This window comes from Aliamphritea hakodatensis (genome assembly GCF_024347195.1).
GTDB classification, from domain to species: domain Bacteria; phylum Pseudomonadota; class Gammaproteobacteria; order Pseudomonadales; family Balneatricaceae; genus Amphritea; species Amphritea hakodatensis.
This window is the reverse complement of record NZ_AP025281.1, coordinates 2,234,493-2,253,818: the sequence shown is the minus strand read 5'-3', so window position 1 is coordinate 2,253,818 and position 19,326 is coordinate 2,234,493. Positions and strand designations below refer to the sequence as shown.

Here is a 19,326-nt window from a genome sequence, read left to right as displayed (position 1 = left end):
AAGGTTCTGGCCGTCACCCGGGAGAAACGCTATGTCTGACGCAATTCAACTGACCATCAACGGACAGTCTGTTGCCGGTGCTGCCGGCCTGTTTGATGTGATTAACCCTGCCACCGAACTGACGGTTGCACAGGCGCCGCTGGCCTCGGTGGCCCAGCTGGATGAAGCCGTCGCGGCGGCCGGTACCGCCTTTAAAACCTGGCAGTACAGCAGCCATGAAAGCCGTCAGACACTGATCCGTCAGATCGCCGATAAAATTGAACAGCACGCCGATGAGCTGGCTGAAATCATTGTTCAGGAACAGGGCAAACCGCTGTTTCTGGCCAACATGGAAGTTCAGGGCGCGCTGGCATGGGCACGCTATACGGCGGATCTGGAGATTCCCGTTGAAGTGATCGAAGACAGCCCGAACAAGCGCATAGAAAACCACCGCAAACCGCTGGGTGTGGTGGCTTCAATCACGCCCTGGAACTGGCCACTGATGATCGCCATCTGGCACATCATTCCGGCACTGCGGTCCGGCAATACCGTGGTCTGCAAGCCCTCCGGCCTGACACCGCTCAACACCCTGCGGTTAGTGGAACTGATGAATGAAGTGCTGCCTGCCGGAGTGGTGAACATCGTCACCGGCGAAGCGGAAATCGGCAACGCCATCAGTGCCCATGAAGATATTCAGAAAGTGGTGTTCACCGGATCGACGGCAACCGGTCAGCGCATCATGGAGAGTGCCGCCGGCAACCTTAAGCGTCTGACGCTTGAGCTGGGCGGTAATGATGCGGCGATCGTCCTGCCGGACAGCGATATCGACGCCATCGCTGAAGGCCTGTTCCAGACAGCCTTCCTGAACATGGGCCAGACCTGTGCCTGCCTGAAACGCCTGTACGTGCATGAAAGCCAGTATCAGGCGGTCTGCGACAAACTGGTTGCAATGGCACAGGCGCAAACCATTGGCGATGGCATGGCTGAAACCACCACCTTCGGCCCGGTACAGAACGCCAACCAGCTGAAGATCGTCAGCGAGCTGGTAGACGATGCAGCCGCCAGTGGCGGTCAGATCCTGTGCGGCGGTGAAGCCCTGTCCGGTGACGGCTATTTTTATCCGCCAACCATTGTCGCCAACGTCAGTAACGGTACCCGTCTGGTGGACGAAGAACAGTTTGGTCCGGCCCTGCCCGTCATTGCCTACCGCGAAGTGGACGATGCCATCCGTATGGCTAACGACTGCGCCGTAGGCTTAGGCGGCTCTGTCTGGGGGAAAGATCTGGATGCGGCTCAGCAAATTGCCGCTCAGCTGGAATGCGGGACGGTGTGGATCAACGGCCATGCAGAAGTGCTGCCCCATGCCCCTTTTGGTGGCTGCAAGATGTCCGGCTTCGGGGTGGAGTTCGGGCTGGACGGTCTGCTGGAATACACCGTGCCGCAAATCATCAACATCAATAAGTAATTGCCCTGCGCTGTGTTCCCCTGTGAGCCAGCAATGACACAGCGCAGTTTGTATGGCCGGTGGCACATCACTCTGACCGGCCCCAGACATACACTCTGGCAATACAGCTGCGGGCCTGCACTGCCCCGTTACAGGTACCGTTACAGGTACTGGCACTGGTCTCCAAACCGGTAAATCTGCTACTGCCATATGGCAGTATTTTCAGGGCCTTCGGGCCCTTTTTTTATGCAGATGGCGGTCGTTTGCTGCGCCACGTTAATCTGCACATATCAACCATCCGGTTGATATTTTTTGTGGTACCGATCCTCTCTAATAGGTAGCAATGATACTCAGCGTTGCAAAGGTATAACCATGCTGCAAACCATTAACCGAATTCTCTATGCATCTGACCTGGGTCAGGGCAGCCGCCCGGCATTCCGCTATGCGGTGAATGAAGCCATTAAACACAACGCTGAAATTATTTTTTTACATGCGGTCGAGCCCATCAGCGAGCTCACCGAAGACATCATCGAAGACTACCTGCCGGAAAAGCTCAGCAAGAAACACAGCGAGCAGATCATGCAAAGCCGCAAACTGCGGATCAGAGAACGCATCGAATCTTTCGTTCAGAGTGAACTGGACGCCGGTGTCGCGCTGCCCAAACCGGCCATCATCAAAGTCTCTATCGGCCAGCCTCATAAAATCATTCTCGATAAGGCAAAAACCCTGGCGGCAGACATGATCGTCATGGGTGACCGGGAGAGCAACAGTATTTCGCGGATTTTTCTGGGTTCAACCGCCCAGAAGGTCATCCATCAGAGTCAGGTACCGGTACTGATCGTACCCCTCAGGAAAGAAAAATAACCGTTTCAGTCATACGCGCAGCGAGGATGCGCAATCCCATAATAAGAAGAGGTAATTATGAAAAAAATAATAAATCTGGTTTCTACTGCTGTTGTTGCAGCAAGTGTTTCTGCAACGCCTTTACTGATGTCTCAGGCACAGGCTGCCGATTACCCCAACCGCCCGGTTAAATTCGTTGTACCCTGGCCTGCGGGAGATCTGGAAGACATCCTCACCCGTATGGTTGCTGAGGATATGGCCAAAGAAACCGGCAAACCGGCTTCCGTAGTAAATAAACCCGGCGGTGCCGGTGTGGTTGGCGCTGCGGATGTATCCCGTGCCCGGGCTGACGGCCTGACCATAGGTTCCTTTGTGGCAGACATTCTGACCACCCACGTACTGGCAGGCAATGCACCGTTCAATGAAGAAACCTTTGAGCCGGTAGGTATTTTCCTGGATTACCCCTTTGTTATCGCCACCAAGGCGGATGCTCCTTACAACACCATGGGCGAACTGGCCGAGTATTCTAAGAACAACGCGGTTTCGCTGGGTCACTTCGGTTATCAGGCGCTGCCAACCGCGATTACCTTTAAGGCCGCGGATAAAATCGGCATTAAGTTCTCATCCGATGCCCCCTTTGATTCCAACGACTGCTCTACCCTGGCCAATGGCGATGCAGACGTCATCAACACCACCACTCAGCAGATCATTGCCTGCCTGAAATCCGGTGATGTAAAACTGCTGTCAGCCATCACCCGTGACCGCCTGAGCATCGCGCCGGAAGTACCCACCCTGAATGAACAGACCGGCGTCAGCCAGACCACCTGGAACGGCCTGTTCGTAAAACAGGGTACCTCTGCGGAAATCAAGGCACGCATTGCTGAAATCGCCGCCAAAACCATGGCCTCTGACCGCGCTCAGGAACTGGCTAAAACCACCGGTGCCGGTGTTTACTGGATCGCCGGTGCGGAAGCTGAGCAGGTTGTGTCTGACGACTACGACGCCGCTCAGGATCTGCTGGACTTCATGAAGCAGTAATCACACACGCAGCGCCTGCCGCCGGTCATCCCTCTGACAGTACCGGCGGCAGGCCTGTCTGTTTCTGCTATGTGCAATCTGCAATGACTTTCCTGCCAGGAGCGACCTGCCTATGAACGCTACAGACAGCCCATTAGACAAACCAGCCGGGCCTGCCAGCAGCGATGCCGGCGATGCCGCCAGCGCTGAGCAAGATACCCCTTTCACGGAACAGCGTACTTTCGGTATTTACTGGCTGTTACTGGCGGTGGCTGCTGCCCTGCTGATCCTGCTGCCCGAAGAAGCTAAGTGGGTCACCACCAAACGGGGCTGGTATACCCAGCCGATGATCGGCCCGGCAATTGGCCTGAGTGTGCTGATGATCTTTACTGCTGTCCGGCTGATGATTTCCTTCCGGCTGATCTGGTTGCGCAGCATCGACCCGATCGACAGCCTGCTGGATACCCTCAGTAACTACCGGGTGGCGCTGTTTTCCAGCGCGTTATTCTTTCTCTACATCAACACCCTCTCGGTATTCGGTTTTGCCCTGGCGACCCTGATGTTCGTCACCACACTGTTATGGCTCAGCCGCCTGCTGGACCGGTTCTGGTTTGCCTGCACCCTCGGCACGGTGAGCGCCCTTATCCTGATCTTCAGGGTCGGCGTCAGTGTCTGGTTACCGGATGTCTGGCTCTATGAGCTGTTACCGGAAGATCTGGCAACTTTTGCCAATCAGTATTTATAAGGTTCAGGTGATTTATGATGGAAACCTTACTGCTCGGTTTATCTGAAGTCAGCAACATAAATGTACTGCTGGCGATTCTTATCGGCGCGCTGATCGGCGTGACCATCGGCTCGATTCCCGGGCTGGAACCTGCCGGTGTCATGGCCATATTACTGCCGCTGAGTTTTTCAATGGAACCCTTAGCAGGCGTCACCCTGCTGTTAGGGGTCTATGGCGGTGCCTGGTATGGCGGTGCGATTCCGGCCATTCTGATGAATACCCCCGGCACCCCGGTGGCGGTATTAACCACCTATGATGGCTACCCCATGGCCAAACGGGGCGAAGGTAAGAAAGCCCTGTCGATTGCCTACACAGCCTCTTTCGTCGGCGGCATTATCAGTGTGATGTCACTGGTGTTACTGGCGCCACTGCTGTCACAGATCGCGACCCATTTCGGCTCTGCAGAGTTTGCCATGCTGGCGGTACTGGGGATGATCTTCGTGGTCCTCGCGCACCGTAAACATGTACTTGAAGCCGCCATGATGCTGGGGCTGGGAATTTTTCTCGGCACCGTCGGGTTAGACCGCTCCTATAACACCCAGACTTACACCTTTGATCAGGAATGGCTGCTGGGCGGCATTCCGCTTGTCCCAGCGGTGATCGGCCTGTTTGCCATGTCTCAGGCCTTTGTGCTGCTGTCCCAGAAAGGTGGCGATTCACAGGTCACTAAACTGACCGGCGATGGCTTCTTTGGCGGCGCGCTGACCTTGCTGAAACACAAGATTACCGTGATCCGCTCCGCCACACTGGGGGTCGTCATGGGCCTGTTACCCGGGGTGGGCGAATTCGGCTCGCAGTTTTTCTCCTATACCCTGGCGCAGAAGTTTTCCAAGAATCCGGAAAACTTCGGTAACGGCGAACCCGCAGGCCTGATCGCCTCAGAAACCTCCAACAACGCGGTTACCGCCTCGGTGATGATTCCGTTGCTGGCTTTTGGCATTCCGGCTGATGCCCTGATGGCCATGCTGCTGGCGGTATTCATGGTACACAACTACATCCCGGGGCCAACCCTGTTTGCTGAGCGGCCTGAGTTTATATCCGGTTTGTACATTTCCCTGTTCATGATGAACGTGATCGTGTTCCTGTATCTCTCCGTTGCTACCCGCTGGATCGTCAACCTGACCCGCATCCGTGGCCGCTTTATCGGTGCCTTTATTCTGGTACTGGGCTTCATTGGCAGTTACAGCCAGAACTACCAGTTCTCGGATGCACTGATCGCGCTGGGCTTTGCCATCTTCGGTTATATGCTACGTAAAAATGATATTCCGGCGGTGCCGATCATTCTGGGGCTGGTGCTGGGTCCGGTCTTCCTGACCCGCTTTAAACAAGCGCTGGGAGTATCCAACGGTGATCTGACTATTTTCCTGACCCGGCCAATCAGTCTGACACTGCTGTCGCTGACCGTCGGCTCAATTCTGATTTACGCCTGGAGCCAGCTGAAAAACCGCCAGACGGTTACCCCGTAACGGGTAAAACACTGATAACAGCCGGCCCTGCTTTCAGGCCGGCTTTTCTTCCAGAGCAGTCCATTCCCGAAACATAGCAGCCTGCCCGGTATAGTTACCTTCCGGATCATACAGATTCCAGACCCGGGCATTTTCAATATAAAAACGCTTGCCGGTGGCTGAGATTCTGACCCCACGGTAATGATCAATGCAGCCAAACGCCGTGACCTGTGCCAGCAGTTGATTGCGTTCTTCCTGTGAAACCGGTTCCGCCGACTGGCGGGAAGGCAGTGCGGTCAGCGCGGCATAGTCCATTTCGAACAGCTCCAGCGCCATCCGGTTACCGAAATTAAACACCGGATCGCTGCCGCCTCCGTGGGAAAGCAGTACAAAATCTGCCCGCCAGAGATGCTCAGCAATGCTGTCGGTTTCCCTGCTTATCCCGCTGATCAGCAACTCATCAAAAAACCGCATATAGCTGGCCATTACGTTGTCCAGATGACGTAACATTTCAGGGGATTTCAGGGCATCCGGTGCAGACATATAAAACCTTTCAAAGAGTTGAAAATACGAGACTTACTGTAAATTCTGTTGCAGCTGGTTTTCAAGGGTTTTCAGGTCACCTAACACCCAGGTTTCCGCAATTTTACCGCCTCTGAAGGTAAACAACGCGCAACCCTGCCAGGTCAGCCGTTTTCCGGTGGGCGCATAGCCCATAAAGTCGTTACGGTGAATTCCGGTGAAAGACATTTTGGCAAATACCTTATCCCCTTCTGCCACCAGCGCTTCAATGATGCAGCTATATTCACCCAGCGCCAGATGGACCATATCGACATATTCCCCAAAGCCCGCATGGCCGGTTTTCTCCTGCCCCAGCGAACCGCGGAAGACAAAATCCTCATGCAGTACTTCAGGGATCGCCTGTTTGTCATGGGCATCCCAGAGCACTTCATAGAATTTATGCACCAGCGCTTTATGCGCGCTGCTCGCCGCTAAGTCAGTTATATTGTCTTTATCGCTGTACATCCTCACCTCCTGTGTGCCGGTAAAATTTCAGGGCCTGAGCAGTTATACCGGCATCCCTTAAAGCAGGCCAGACTTTCCAACTGAATTGTTTTTACTTATTCTATAGATCAGAAAATTATAATTAACATGTTAACTTTTTATTTCTTTTCCGCTACTCTCAGTTCATAGTAATACGTACAGCTTGTGCTTAGAGGTAACGGCTATGGGCCAGATCAATCAACAACGCCTTTCAGGTTTATATAAGTTTCAGGACGAATGTCTGACGCTGCTAACCGGTGTCACGGATGCCAGCCACGCGGTGACCTATCTGCTGGATGATCGCGCAAAGCCTATGTGTTACAAGAACCATCAAATGCAGCCGCTGATGCACCGGGAGTATCTCTCAGACTTTTACAGATCCGATCCTCTCTACCCGGCTAACTTCAAAGAAAGCCACGCCGACGTGGTTAAAATGAATGATCTGGTGCAGCCTTACCGGCGCAATACCCATCCCTACTACCGGGATTTTGTCACCCCCTGGGGCATTCAGGATATCGTTGAGCTGTTTTTCCACGTGGACGGTAAACTGATTGCCGGCGCGGCACTGTTTACCTCTAAAGATCAGCCGGAACTGATGAGCGGAGATCTGAAAAAGATCCAGCACCTGCACCGCTTCATTGAATACTCACTGGAACAGAACCTCTCCACCCCGACCCTGACCAGCTTTGATGATTTCTGCGACAACTACCAGCTCACAGCCAAAGAACGGGTGGTGGTACAGCTGGTGACCCAGGGCCTGCCCAATAAGTCCATTGCACAGAACCTGTGCTGCAGCCTGGCAACCATCAAAACCCACCTGCAGCACATCTTCAGCAAAATGGCCGTGAACAGCAAGGCAGAAGTGGCGAACCTGGTGTACCGCCAGAACTGCCAACTGTAAAACTGGCAGCTGTAGAGCTAGGGTAACAAACAAGCCCCCACTCACATGTACCGTTAACTGTACATATAACGCTTACCGGACTAGACTTGTACCATTAACAGTACAGGTTAAACACTATGCGAGTCATTACATTTACCGAAGCCCGGAACAATCTGAAAAACGTGCTGGATGAAGTGGTCAATGATGCAGACACAACGGTCATCACCCGAAGAGATTCTGAAGATGCTGTTGTCATGTCTCTGGATCATTACAACAGTCTTCTTGAAACTGTTCATCTGTTACGTTCTCCGGCCAACGCTGCCCATCTGAGCCGCTCCATTGAACAGTACAAACAGGGAAAAACCAGTCCGCGGGAACTGACCGATGACTGACCGCCTGCTCAGCTGGACTGATGAATCATGGAGCGATTATCTGTACTGGCAGACGCAGGATAAGAAAACCCTGAAACGTATCAACAAACTCATTCGCGATGTAAAACGCGCTCCTTTTGAAGGGATCGGAAAGCCGGAACCGCTTAAGGAAAACCTTTCCGGCTTCTGGTCCAGACGAATCGATGAAACCAACAGGCTCGTTTACGTCATTGAAAAGAAAGCCATCGTGATCATTTCATGCCGGTATCATTATTAAAACCGCACTGCAGATAGCAGCTTACTCCACTTCTACAAGACAAAAGTGCTTCTTCCCCTTACGGATCAGGAAATAACGGCCGTGCAGTGCCTGCGCCTTATCCAGCCGGATATCAGCAGCCTCAGCCGGCACACCGTTTAACAGTACCGCGCCGGCACTGATCAGCTCACGGGCAATTTTGCGTGATCCCGCCAGTCCGGCTTCAGTCAGCGCATCCTGCAGATCAGTATCAGCACCGAGCGCTAATGCAGGCGCACCATCCAGACTCAGTTGCTGCAGTTCTTCCGACGTCAGGGACCGCGGATCACCGCTGAACATCGCCTGGGATATCCGCTGCGCCTGCGCCAGCCCCTGCTCACCGTGAATCAGTAAGGTCAGTTGTTCCGCCAGAATCCGCTGAGCTTCCGGTTTAGCGTTACGCTGCTCATCCCCTGCTTTAATCCGGTCGATCTCCTCTACACTGAGGAAGGTGTAATACTTGAGGTATTCGTAAACATCGGCATCCGCACTGTTCAGCCAGAACTGATAAAAGCTGTACGGTGAGGTTTTTGCCGGGTCCAGCCAGACCGTGCCGGATTCAGTTTTGCCGAACTTGGTGCCGTCTGACTTGGTAATCAGCGGCAGGGTCATACCGAACACCTGCTGCCGGTTCATCCGCCGGGTCAGGTCGATCCCGGCGGTGATATTGCCCCACTGGTCATTACCGCCAATCTGCAGGACGCAGTCATAACGGCGGTTCAGCTCAGAAAAATCATACGACTGCAGCAAACTGTAGGAAAACTCTGTAAATGAGATGCCCTGTTCCGGACGGTTAATGCGCTGCTTCACCGACTCTTTGCCGATCATGCTGTTCACCGAGAAATACTTGCCAACATCCCGTAAAAACGTCAGCACATCCATGCCGGCCATCCAGTCAGCATTGTTGACGATCCGGGCGGCACTGTCCGGGGTATCCGCATCCAGAATACCGTTAATCTGCCGCCCCAGTTTTGTCACCCATTCGGCCACCCGCCCGGCACTGTTGAGGCTGCGCTCCGTGGCTTTAAAGCTCGGATCGCCAATCATACCGGTGGCACCGCCGATCAGCGCCAGCGGTTTATGACCGGCCAGCTGAAACCGTTTCAGCATCAGTAAAGGGACCAGATGCCCCACGTGCAGACTGTCTGCGGTTGGATCAAAACCACAGTAGACCACCCTTCCCGGCTGTGAGAAATACTCTGTGAAGCCCTCATCATCTCCGGATTTCTGGGCGATCAGGTTACGTTGCTGCAGGTCATCAAGCAGCCGTGTGGTGTCGGTGGTCATGGGAGGTTTATCACTTTTCAGAAGGTTTGTTTACATACACAGGTAAGCAGGGGTTCCCGCCCATTTTCAGTGCTTACAGCGATGGTAAAGGATGCCCCCTGCCGGGCACATCAACCATCTGGTTGATATACATCTGAACCGCCCCGGAGATACTTAACTCAGCAGAAAGCGCCACGATTAAGCACTGAAACTTTCTCCCCACAATTACTAAAACACTGGAGCAAATAATGAGTACAAACAGCCCAGCACAGACATTCTGGAATCCGATGGTGCACCCGGGTGACCCGCGGGCACGCAACGGCATCGTTATTACTAAGGGTGACGGCAACTACGTTCAAAATCAGGAAGGCCAGTGGCTGGTCGACGGTGTCGGCGGCCTGTGGAACGTCAACGTTGGCCACAACCGTACCGAAGTGAAAGACGCAATCAAAAATCAGCTGGATGAACTGGAATATTTCCAGATCTTCGACGGCATCAGCCACCCACGGGTAACCGAGCTGTCGGACAAAATCATCAGCATGCTGGAACCGGAAGGCATGGCCCGGGTTATGTACTGCTCAGGCGGTTCTGATTCGGTTGAAACCGCCCTTAAACTGGCGCGCCAGTACTGGAAAGCAGTGGGTCAGGCCCAGCGCTATAAGTTTATTTCCCTGAAACAGGGCTATCACGGCGTACACTTTGGCGGGGCTTCCGTGAACGGCAACACCGTGTTCCGTACCAACTATGAACCTGTCCTGCCCGGCTGTATCCATATTGATACCCCATGGCTGTACCGCAATCCCTGGAACACTGAAGATCCGCAGGAACTGGGTGAACTGGCCGCGAAACAGCTGGAAGCAGAGATCGTCTTCCAGGGCCCGGATACCGTCGCTGCCTTCATCGCCGAGCCAATCCAGGGCGCAGGCGGTGTGATCGTGCCACCGGCTAACTACTGGCCTCTGGTGCGTGAAGTCTGTGATAAATACGGCGTTCTGCTGATCGCCGATGAAGTGGTTACCGGCTTCGGCCGCTCCGGCAGCATGTTCGGTGTGCGTGGCTGGGGTGTGGCTGCTGATATCCAGTGCTTCGCCAAGGGCATTAACTCCGGTTACGTGCCACTGGGTGCAACGGTTATCAATCAGCGCATTGCCGAAGGCATTGAAACCTGTGACAACTTCAGCGGCGCTGTGATGCACGGTTACACTTACTCCGGTCACCCGGTGGCCTGCGCCTCTGCGTTAGCTTCACTGAAAATTGTTGAAGAAGAGAACCTGCCGGAGAACGCCGGCCGTCAGGGTGCGGATCTGTTAGAAAAACTGCAGGCTAAGCTGCTGGATTTCCCGTCTGTCGGTGAAATCCGCGGTAAAGGTCTGATGGTTGCCTTGGATCTGGTCAGCGATAAGAAGACCCGTCAGCCGATCGATCCGATGAGCGGATTCGCCAATCAGGTAGCGGCAGTGGCGCTGCAGGAAGGTGTGATTGTACGCCCGGTCGGCACCAAGATTATCCTCTCGCCACCGCTGACAATCGGTACAGAAGAAGTCGACAAGATAGTGCATGCCTTGCATCAGGGTTTTGCTACTGTCGATAAATAACAGCCGATAAATAAGCGTGAGCTTCCGACTGCCCGGTCACGCCCGGGCAGTCGTCTTTTCCCCTTTGAATACAAGGGACTCACTCATCTAGTGCAGTGCAGGCATGCTGGAATTAATCATATCCCGGTGCAGCTTCCAGTGGTCAGATTCTTTTTTCCAGATCACCATAAACTTACCCCGGTCCAGAACCATACCGTCAGTATCTTCCAGAATATATTTACCAATCTCAAAAGCAGTATTACCAAATCCATCCAGTTCGGTGGTTTCCAGTTTAATCTCCTTCACCCCCATATCCATAAAGCTCTGGAACTGTTTTTCGATGGCTGAACGTCCCTTTATAATATCTGTATTTGGCGGCATAAATTCACCGTCCTTTGTATAAAGTGCCGCTAAACCAGCTGCATCGCCTTTATGATAAGCCTCGGTAAAGGCTTCATCTGCGGCTCTGATTTCGTCCATTACTTCCATTGAAATGCTCATACTTGCCTCCTCAGTGTTAATTAATGAACACCCCCAACCTTTAAAGCTAGACCAAAACCTTAGCTTGTAACTTGATTTAAACTCACACACAGCGCGTCCCAACTGGCTTTTACCGCCAGCTTCTCCTCCGAACAGTAATCGCAGCCCCGCCTCCACACTTAACCTGAAGTAATCTGAAACCGCTGTATAAGTCGTTTGTCGTCCCCTGCGCTTCCAACGCACACTGCCCCTAAACAACTAACAGTGTGAGAACGAAATGCGCTTTGAAAATAAAACCGTCCTGATCACCGGCGGTGCCGGCGGTGTTGGCCAGACACTGGCCAGACTCTTTGCCCGTGAAGGCGCAAACGTCATGATTGCAGATCTGAATGAATCAGCCTGTGCTGAGGTCGCCCGCCGTATTGCCGAAGAAACCGGCCGCAACCCTGCAGATATCAGTTATCTGGCCGGTAATCTGCGGGAGCGGGAATACTGTGACGGGGTGGTTGAGCACACAGTGAAACACTTTGGCGGGCTGGACATTCTGCTCAACAACGCCGGCATCATTCCCCGGGGCACCGTTGAGGAAACCACCGATGACATGTGGTTCACCGCCATGGACGTGAATCTCAACGCGGTGTTCTTCCTGTGCCGTGCTGCCGTCCCGCATATGAAACAGAACGGCGGGGCCATTGTGAACACCTCATCCGTCTGGGGCACCTACCCCGGCCCGGCGCACGTAGCCTATTGCACCAGCAAAGGCGCAGTGGCAGCACTGACCAAAAACCTTGGCCGGGATTGCGCACCACTGGGTATCCGGGTGAATGCTGTCTGCCCCCATGAAATCAATACGCCCATGATCCGCTCCGGCTTTGAACGCCGTGGCCTTGATCCGGATAAAGCGGTGGAAGAACTGAACAAAACCGTGCCTCTGGGGCGCATTGCCGAACCCGAAGACATTGCCGATGTCATCGCCTTTCTGGCCTCAGACGAAGCCCGCTACATCGCCGGGGAAACCGTTGAAGTCACCGGTGCCAAACCGGTTTCCGGATAAAAGGAACACCACATGATTAATCTCGATAACAAACTGGCCATTGTCACCGGCGGTGGCCGGGGCATTGGCCGGGGTATCAGCGAACAGTTACTGCAAGCCGGCGCACGGGTGCTGATTGCCCAGCGCCAGCCGCTGGACGATGAACTGAACAGCCATCCCGGCGTCGCCTTTATTCAGGCCGACCTGCTGCAACAGGAAGCCCCCTATGAGATTGCTGCCGCCGCAGGCAATCTGGGCGGGGCCGACATACTGGTGAATAACGCCGGCTTTATGTTCGAAATGGCGCTGGAGGATATGACCGAAGCCGACTGGGACCGCATGATGACGGTGAACATGCGCGCCCCGGTCTTCCTGTGTAAAGCCCTGCTGGGCCAGATGCGGGCGAAAGGTGGCGGCAGCATCATTAATATCGGCTCCATTGAAGGCCTTGGCGCGAATCCACTCCACGCCGCTTACTGTGCATCCAAAGCAGGTGTTCACGGTTTCAGCCGCGCGCTGGCCGTTGACCTGGGTAATGACGGCATCCGCTGCAACGCCATTGCCCCGGGCTGGATCAACTCAGACCTGAGCAACGACTATATCAACGCTCAGCAAAATCCTGATCAGGCCAGGCAGGACCTGTATGCCATGCACCCCGTTGGCCGTACCGGCGAGCCCACCGATATCGGTGCCATGGTGGCATTTCTCGCCAGTGACGCAGCAGGTTTTGTCACCGGCCAGACCTTCACCGTCGACGGCGGCCGGACCGCCAAGCTGCCATTGCCTTTTTAAGCGACATTCCTCCCAAACCGACTTTATGGTTTTGGGAGGAAATACAACCCGGAGTAAAGTAAGTTAAGCGATAACAAACAACGTACGATACCTTTCAGGGAAGCGGGGTAAATACTATGGGCAACAATGATATTCATCAGGCTTCATGCCATTGCGGCAAGGTACAGTTACGACTGAGCCTCCCCCATGGTCTTCAGGAACTGAACCGCTGTAACTGTTCAATCTGCAACAAACGCGGAGCAGTAATGGCATCGGTTCCGTTGAACGGCTTAACAATTACCCGCGGAAAAGAACACTTATCTGTCTACCGGTTTAACACCAGGACCGCCACACATTACTTCTGCAGCCTGTGCGGTATCTATACCCATCATCAGATGCGTTCTGACCCGGAGAAATATGGTTTTAATGTTGCCTGCCTGCACAATACAGATATAAATAATTTAGGGGTAATACCGACATCTTATGGCCTCAACCATGTATCTGACCGGCCAGCAAAAAACGCGGTAAAGGAAAAGGCTAATACAATGCCCCTAACCCGTGAGTTCAAAGAAACAGTCATGGAACTCTGCCAAAACCCTGAATACCGCAAAGCCCTTCTGCTTGAAGCACTGGAATCTTATCTGGAAGGTGATGTTACAGTGGGTAACTCATTCCTTCGCGATTATCTCAATGCCACTCAGGGATTCGCTGAAGTTGCCGCTGAAATGGAGATGAAGGAAGCCGGCCTCAGACGCATGGTCAGTAACAAAGGTAATGCCACCGCCAGAAACCTGTTTAGCCTGTTTAAACTCTGTCAGCGCCGGGAAAGCATCAATACAGCGGAAGAACTGTTCAGGCTGGCCGGCTGATTCATCCGCGCAAACCGGCTGTTTCTTCCAGCAGCCAGTTTCTTAACAATTGCATACCCGGCTCACCCTCCAGCTCCTTACGGCAAACAAAATAATGCTTACGTTCCGGTGCAGCATAACTCTCCACTACCGGGCGGATCAGCCGACCACTACTCAGCAGTTCATCGGTCAGGTGCCGCCAGCCCAGTCCGATACCCAGCCCTTCCAGTACCGTATCCAGCAGCATGGGGAAATGGCTGAAGTACATTTGCGCCTTCACCTTGGGATTCTCCACGCCACAGTGGCGGAGCCAGAAATGCCAGTCCACCGGGGACCACCAGCGGGCCTGCCAGAATGCCGGATCAAGATCCAGTAACGGCAGTTGCTGTAGCCCCTGCAGAGAATCGGCCTGAGGGTTGTCCTTTAAAAACTGCGGCGTACACACCGGAAAAATTTCTTCCGCAAACAGGAAGTCCGCCTGATACCCCGCCAGCTCATTCAGCCCAAGGGTCACGGCCGCATCAAACTTATCTGCTTCACCGGGGGTCGATTCCACACTCATGAGATGTAAATGCAGATTAGGATACAACTGCCGCAGGCGGCCCAGCCGGGGCACCATCCACAGGCGGGAAAAAGAACTGGTAGCATGCAGGTTCAGGTAGCTGTCGGCCACCTGGCCACGGATTTCACGGGTAGCACCGGTAATCTCATCAAAGGCATTATTGGTGGCCCGGAACAGCCGCTCCCCCGCTGCGGTAAGCGTTACCTGCCGGTGCCCGCGGACAAACAGCACTGTGGTCAGTTGCTCCTCCAGCTGTTTAATCTGCCGGCTGATGGCCGCCGGCGTCACACACAGCTCATCCGCCGCAGCTTTGAAGCTCTGCCGCCGGGCAGCCACTTCAAAGGCACGGATCGCCGTTAACGAGGGTAAATCAAGACGACGGGATTGCATTTAAGATTCGTCCCCACTGCCAGAGTTTACTTAAAGTAACCTAAAAACTGAGCGGAAACAGCCCCTTCTGGCCACCCTCAGCCATTCAGTAATCAATCGTCATATCACCGTTCACTGTGGTGCAGCAGGAAAGCACGTACCCCTGTGCTTCCTCCTCTTCGGTAATGCCGCCGTTATGAGCCATTTCATACTCACCGCTGACCACCTGTACCCGGCAGGCACCGCAAATACCCATACCGCAGGCCTTGGAGATATTCACTCCGGCCTCACTGGCCGCTTCGTTCAGGTTAGTCCCCGCCACCACGCTGACGCTGTTACCGGAATCCGTGAAGCTCACCTGATAGATTTCGCCGGTCACTTCCTGCTGATCCGCTTCATCCGCGTGTTGCTCAGCGTCTTTGGCATCTTCTGCCGGGGTCGCGCCGAAAGATTCTTCATGGTACCGGCGCATATCGTAACCCAGAGATTCCAACAGCTTGCGGACCGCCTTCATATAGGGGTCCGGGCCACAGCAGAATACTTCCCGCTCAAGAAAATCCGGGGCGATCAGTCGCAGCATATTCTCATTCAGATAGCCCCGGTAACCGGCCCAGGCCTGACCGATTTCTGATTTTTCACAGATCAGGTGCAGCTTAAAGTTTTCAACCCGGGTAGACATGTAGTCCAGCTCCCGGGCGTAAATGATATCCGCCGGGCTGCGGGCACTGTGGGCAAACACCATGTCCACTTCGGAGTCGGTATCAAACCACCAGCGGGCCATCGACATCACCGGCGTAATGCCCACCCCACCGGATAGCAGGAGGGCTTTATCCGTTGGAAAATCCAGACAATTAAACTGCCCTGCCGGGCCGTGTACCGCAATCTGATCGCCGGACTTAAGGTTGTCGTGCAACCAGTTGCTGACCATCCCCCCCGGCACCCGTTTCACGGTAACCGAAAAACTATAGGGGATCGAAGGTGAGCTGGAAATGGTGTAGGAACGCATCACCCGTTCGCCGTCGATTTCCAGTTCCAGGGTGACAAACTGCCCCGGCTTGAAGAAAAACAGCACCGGCTGGCCCATGCTGAAGGTAAAGGTGCAGACATCATGGGTTTCATGAATCACCTTGGAACAGCGCACCAGATGGCGGCCATTGCTCCAGGTCTGGGTCGCCACAGGATTCAGAAAATCAGCAGTATTAAAATCAGTCATAGATCTCTCCACAGATCAGCAACAGGCACGCATCAGCCCAACTTTTCCCGTCAGGCTGAAGCAATTACTGATCTGATGAAATGTGCAGGTGAATGCCCTGCAGGTCTTATAATAATTGGTCGCTGGCGGACTAGAGTTCTTTGCCCGCCAGCCATTCTTTCCAGCGCAGATTAACGTTGGCCCCGACCGACAAAAACGGCTCCACCGGCAAACGTTTTGGCTCAGCATAGTTACTGAATTCACGAACCAGTTCAGTATCACCCAATACCGCCTGTTCAGCCGCCAGCATCCCCGACAGGGTACCTTTAACGGTGCCCAGACCATTCTGACAGGCCGCCGACCAGATGCCCGGTTCCAGCTCGCCAAAGGCCGGCACAGAATTCCACGACAAACACAGCCTTCCGCCCCAGCGATGCTCCAGCGGTACATCCGCCAGCATCGGAAAGCGGGAAATAAAGGCCTTATCATGCACCTTCACTATGCTGTCGATATCTTTCTGGCTGATCTCCATCGACTGATTCAGGGTAAAGCGGTTACGTACCGTTAGCCGGTCGCCACTGCCCAGATAATCCGATGTTTTACGTACCGTGGTCCCCATAGGGTCCGCCGGCAGCACGCCCCAGTCAGCATCACCGCCTAAGCGCTGCAACTCATCACCGGACAGCGCCCGGGTCATGGAGGCATAGGTAAACACATGTAACAGCTGGCGGGGGTAATAGCCGAATGACTGGACATGGCCGTTCACCGCCAGAATCACCTTCTTCGCCCGGATACGGGCCTTAGGCGTGCGTAACCTGTGCGGGGTGCCGGGGCTCATTTCCACCACCGGAGACTGTTCGAAAATCCGTACTTTCTCGCTCAGGCCACGGGCCGCCTGACGGATATAGGCCGCTGGCTGAATCATCACCGCCCCCGGGGTATAAAGCCCCTTCTGGTAGTAGCTGATGCCGGTGCGGGCCTGCATATCTGAGGCAGACAGCAATTTATAGGCTTCACCCAGCCCGTCCAGATGCCTCACATAACTGTCGATATGGGCAATGCCCCGCTCACTGGCGGCACCGGTCACCCGGCCGCAGGGGTCAAACACCTGCGCTGGCATACCAAACTCACGGGCCATATCAGCGGCAAACTCGATCCCGGCCCGGTTCAGCATAATCTGTTTAAGATCCGCTTCTTTACCGCCAGCATAGGTTTCTGAATTCAGATCGTGGGGTAAATCAATCATGAAGCCGCTGTTACGCCCGGCGGGCCCTTCGGCCATTTTGCAAGCTTCCAGCAGGACGATATCATCGCCTGTCAACTGGCTCAGGCGTCTGGCGGCAGCAATGCCCGCAAAGCCGCCACCGATCACCAGCCAGTCGGTTTCTATGTTGCCACTGGCCTGCGGAAAACTGTGCGAATCGTCAAGAATCTCATTCCAGGCAGCCGGGCCGGTTTCTTTCGGCACCTGGCTTACCCTGATTGTTCTGCTCATATAATCGCTCCTAACGGGGCAGCCCGGTCACCGGCCCTTAGAGTAAGGGCAAACAACAGGCAATACCCGGCCCCGCCGTTCATCTGACAGGGCCTGTAAATGCGAAAGCGGCGTATCAGTCTACGCTGCCATCGACTGCATCGTCACTCAGATCGATCCAGATGGTTTTCAGTTCGGTGTACTGATCATGGGCATGAATGGAATTATCCCGCCCACCGAACCCGGACTGCTTATAGCCGCCAAACGGCGTGGTGATGTCCCCTTCACCGAAGCAGTTAACCGTGACCGTACCGGCCCGGACCGCCTGCGCCGCACGGATGGCTTTTTTAGCATTGGCCGTAAACACCGATGCCGCCAGACCGTATTCTGTATCGTTGGCCACGGCGATTGCTTCGTCATAGCTGTTGACAGTGATGACCGACAATACCGGACCAAAGATCTCTTCCCGGGCCAGTGCGTCACTGTTGCTGACGCCATCAAAAATGGTCGGCTGGATGAAGGTTCCGTTCTCGGTTCCGCCCCCCAGCACCACGTCATGGCCGTCGGCTTTACCCTGCTGCAGGTAACCGTCAACCTTGGCAAAGTGGCCGGCATCGATCATCGCGCCCAGCTGATTTTGCGGGTCCAGCGGATTGCCGGTGTTCCAGTCACGGGCGTGGGCTTTAATGCGTTCCAGCAGAGCATCTTTCACCCCCGCCTCAACGATCAGACGGGAACCGGCAGAACAGTTCTCACCCATGTTCCAGAACGCGGCAGCCACGACCTGTTCAGCCACCTTGTCCAGATTTTCCGCATCATTCAGGACGATGCATGGATTCTTACCGCCCAGCTCCAGTACCACCTTCTTCAGGTTGGAATCTGCCGCGTAACGCAGGAAACGGCGGCCCGTTACCGTCGAGCCGGTGAAGGTCACCATGTCTACGTCCATATGCATGCCCAGCGGTTCGCCGACTTCAGCACCGCCACCGGTGATCACGTTCAGGACACCTTTCGGCAGGCCGGCTTCCATCGCCAGTTCAGCAATGCGCAGGGCTGTCAGCGATGTCTGTTCAGCGGGCTTTACCACCATTGAACAGCCAGCCGCCAGCGCCGGGGCGATTTTCCAGGCCAGCATCAGCAACGGGAAGTTCCACGGCAGCACTGCCCCTACCACGCCGATTGGCTCACGTACGACCATAGCAATGGCATCGTTGCCGACAGGTGCGGTCTGGTCATAAATTTTATCGATCAGTTCCGCGTGCCAGGTCAGGGTATGAATAAATTCCGGAATATCGATGCTTTCACAGTCGGCAATTGGCTTGCCGGAATCCAGGCTTTCCAGCACCGCCAGTTCACGGCTGTTACGCTTAACCAGCTTGCACAGCTTAATTAAGATTTCTTTACGCTCACCCGGATGCAACTTGCTCCAGCGGCCATCTTCAAAGGCTTCACGGGCTTTGTGTACCGCAAAATCCACATCTTCAGCGTTACACGCAGCCACATTGGCCAGCAATTCACCGGTGGCCGGATTGGTGCTTTCAAAGGTATTACCCGACACTGACGGGCGGAAACCGCCGTCCACAAAGCTCATGCTGGCAGGGTTAAGATCGGCAGCAACGGCCTGATATTCTTCCAGAGTTAACAGATCAGTCATG

Annotated in this window: 20 protein-coding genes and 1 pseudogene; 13 read left to right on the top strand and 8 right to left on the bottom strand. The window is 54.5% G+C overall.

Features of this window, described 5'->3' with window-relative positions:
• The first annotated feature begins 31 nt into the window (after positions 1 to 31).
• From PCI15_RS10315 to PCI15_RS10295, 5 genes are all read left to right on the top strand, one after another.
• Complete coding sequence (locus PCI15_RS10315; RefSeq protein WP_271274248.1) at positions 32 to 1,444, top strand: aldehyde dehydrogenase family protein; 1,413 nt, start codon at positions 32 to 34, stop codon at positions 1,442 to 1,444.
• Between the two features lie 351 nt (positions 1,445 to 1,795).
• A complete protein-coding gene (locus PCI15_RS10310; protein WP_271274247.1) occupies positions 1,796 to 2,287 on the top strand; it encodes a universal stress protein in 492 nt (163 codons plus the stop codon).
• Positions 2,288 to 2,344: 57 nt separating this feature from the next.
• On the top strand, positions 2,345 to 3,304 hold the full coding sequence (locus PCI15_RS10305; RefSeq protein WP_271274246.1) for a tripartite tricarboxylate transporter substrate binding protein: 960 nt from the start codon (positions 2,345 to 2,347) through the stop codon (positions 3,302 to 3,304).
• Positions 3,305 to 3,416: 112 nt separating this feature from the next.
• A complete protein-coding gene (locus PCI15_RS10300) occupies positions 3,417 to 4,028 on the top strand; it encodes a hypothetical protein (RefSeq protein WP_271274245.1) in 612 nt (203 codons plus the stop codon).
• 14 nt (positions 4,029 to 4,042) lie between these two features.
• Positions 4,043 to 5,533 carry a tripartite tricarboxylate transporter permease gene (locus PCI15_RS10295; RefSeq protein WP_271274244.1) on the top strand — a complete coding sequence of 497 codons (1,491 nt, stop codon included), beginning with the start codon at positions 4,043 to 4,045 and terminating at the stop codon, positions 5,531 to 5,533.
• A gap of 33 nt (positions 5,534 to 5,566) precedes the next feature.
• On the opposite strand, the gene PCI15_RS10290 is transcribed toward PCI15_RS10295, so the two are convergent.
• Both PCI15_RS10290 and PCI15_RS10285 read right to left on the bottom strand, forming a co-directional pair.
• The gene (locus PCI15_RS10290; RefSeq protein WP_271274243.1) at positions 5,567 to 6,055 is read right to left on the bottom strand and encodes an MEKHLA domain-containing protein; all 489 of its coding nucleotides are present in this window, start codon (positions 6,053 to 6,055) and stop codon (positions 5,567 to 5,569) included.
• A 33-nt stretch (positions 6,056 to 6,088) separates the two neighbouring features.
• Positions 6,089 to 6,538, bottom strand: coding sequence for an ester cyclase (locus PCI15_RS10285; protein WP_271274242.1), 450 nt, complete (start codon positions 6,536 to 6,538; stop codon positions 6,089 to 6,091).
• 202 nt (positions 6,539 to 6,740) lie between these two features.
• On the opposite strand from PCI15_RS10285, the gene PCI15_RS10280 reads away from it, so the two are divergent.
• The 3 genes from PCI15_RS10280 (at position 6,741) to PCI15_RS10270 (ending at position 8,084) form a co-directional block, all read left to right on the top strand.
• Positions 6,741 to 7,457 carry a helix-turn-helix transcriptional regulator gene (locus PCI15_RS10280; protein ID WP_271274241.1) on the top strand — a complete coding sequence of 239 codons (717 nt, stop codon included), beginning with the start codon at positions 6,741 to 6,743 and terminating at the stop codon, positions 7,455 to 7,457.
• A 116-nt stretch (positions 7,458 to 7,573) separates the two neighbouring features.
• Positions 7,574 to 7,828 carry a type II toxin-antitoxin system Phd/YefM family antitoxin gene (locus tag PCI15_RS10275; protein ID WP_271274240.1) on the top strand — a complete coding sequence of 85 codons (255 nt, stop codon included), beginning with the start codon at positions 7,574 to 7,576 and terminating at the stop codon, positions 7,826 to 7,828.
• Entirely contained in the window at positions 7,821 to 8,084 is a 264-nt protein-coding gene (locus PCI15_RS10270) for a Txe/YoeB family addiction module toxin (RefSeq protein ID WP_271274239.1), read from the top strand. Before PCI15_RS10275 ends, PCI15_RS10270 begins: the two co-directional genes overlap by 8 nt.
• A gap of 21 nt (positions 8,085 to 8,105) precedes the next feature.
• Here the strand turns inward: PCI15_RS10270 and tyrS are convergent, their stop codons facing one another.
• Positions 8,106 to 9,389 carry a tyrosine--tRNA ligase gene (gene tyrS / locus PCI15_RS10265; RefSeq protein ID WP_271274238.1) on the bottom strand — a complete coding sequence of 428 codons (1,284 nt, stop codon included), beginning with the start codon at positions 9,387 to 9,389 and terminating at the stop codon, positions 8,106 to 8,108.
• A 227-nt stretch (positions 9,390 to 9,616) separates the two neighbouring features.
• Between tyrS and PCI15_RS10260 the strand changes: the two genes are divergently transcribed.
• On the top strand, positions 9,617 to 10,963 hold the full coding sequence (locus tag PCI15_RS10260) for an aspartate aminotransferase family protein (RefSeq protein ID WP_271274237.1): 1,347 nt from the start codon (positions 9,617 to 9,619) through the stop codon (positions 10,961 to 10,963).
• An 87-nt stretch (positions 10,964 to 11,050) separates the two neighbouring features.
• Here the strand turns inward: PCI15_RS10260 and PCI15_RS10255 are convergent, their stop codons facing one another.
• Positions 11,051 to 11,665 (bottom strand): YybH family protein, encoded by a 615-nt coding sequence (locus PCI15_RS10255; protein WP_271274236.1) that lies wholly within the window; start codon positions 11,663 to 11,665, stop codon positions 11,051 to 11,053.
• Positions 11,666 to 11,699: 34 nt separating this feature from the next.
• Between PCI15_RS10255 and PCI15_RS10250 the strand changes: the two genes are divergently transcribed.
• From PCI15_RS10250 to PCI15_RS10235, 4 genes and pseudogenes are all read left to right on the top strand, one after another.
• Positions 11,700 to 12,476 (top strand): SDR family NAD(P)-dependent oxidoreductase, encoded by a 777-nt coding sequence (locus PCI15_RS10250; RefSeq protein WP_271274235.1) that lies wholly within the window; start codon positions 11,700 to 11,702, stop codon positions 12,474 to 12,476.
• Between the two features lie 12 nt (positions 12,477 to 12,488).
• Complete coding sequence (locus tag PCI15_RS10245; protein WP_271274234.1) at positions 12,489 to 13,247, top strand: SDR family NAD(P)-dependent oxidoreductase; 759 nt, start codon at positions 12,489 to 12,491, stop codon at positions 13,245 to 13,247.
• Positions 13,248 to 13,363: 116 nt separating this feature from the next.
• Positions 13,364 to 13,663 (top strand): annotated as a pseudogene (locus PCI15_RS10240) (GFA family protein); the annotation flags it as partial.
• Positions 13,664 to 13,804: 141 nt separating this feature from the next.
• Complete coding sequence (locus PCI15_RS10235) at positions 13,805 to 14,095, top strand: hypothetical protein (RefSeq protein WP_271274678.1); 291 nt, start codon at positions 13,805 to 13,807, stop codon at positions 14,093 to 14,095.
• Position 14,096: 1 nt separating this feature from the next.
• Here PCI15_RS10235 and PCI15_RS10230 read toward each other — a convergent pair whose 3' ends face one another.
• From PCI15_RS10230 to PCI15_RS10215, 4 genes are all read right to left on the bottom strand, one after another.
• Complete coding sequence (locus tag PCI15_RS10230; protein WP_271274233.1) at positions 14,097 to 15,026, bottom strand: LysR substrate-binding domain-containing protein; 930 nt, start codon at positions 15,024 to 15,026, stop codon at positions 14,097 to 14,099.
• 85 nt (positions 15,027 to 15,111) lie between these two features.
• Positions 15,112 to 16,218: a glycine betaine monooxygenase reductase subunit gene (gene gbcB, locus PCI15_RS10225; protein WP_271274232.1), complete on the bottom strand. Its 1,107-nt coding sequence runs from the start codon at positions 16,216 to 16,218 to the stop codon at positions 15,112 to 15,114.
• A gap of 130 nt (positions 16,219 to 16,348) precedes the next feature.
• Positions 16,349 to 17,692: an NAD(P)/FAD-dependent oxidoreductase gene (locus tag PCI15_RS10220; RefSeq protein ID WP_271274231.1), complete on the bottom strand. Its 1,344-nt coding sequence runs from the start codon at positions 17,690 to 17,692 to the stop codon at positions 16,349 to 16,351.
• A gap of 115 nt (positions 17,693 to 17,807) precedes the next feature.
• Positions 17,808 to 19,325 carry an aldehyde dehydrogenase gene (locus PCI15_RS10215; protein ID WP_271274230.1) on the bottom strand — a complete coding sequence of 506 codons (1,518 nt, stop codon included), beginning with the start codon at positions 19,323 to 19,325 and terminating at the stop codon, positions 17,808 to 17,810.
• Position 19,326: the final 1 nt, after the last annotated feature.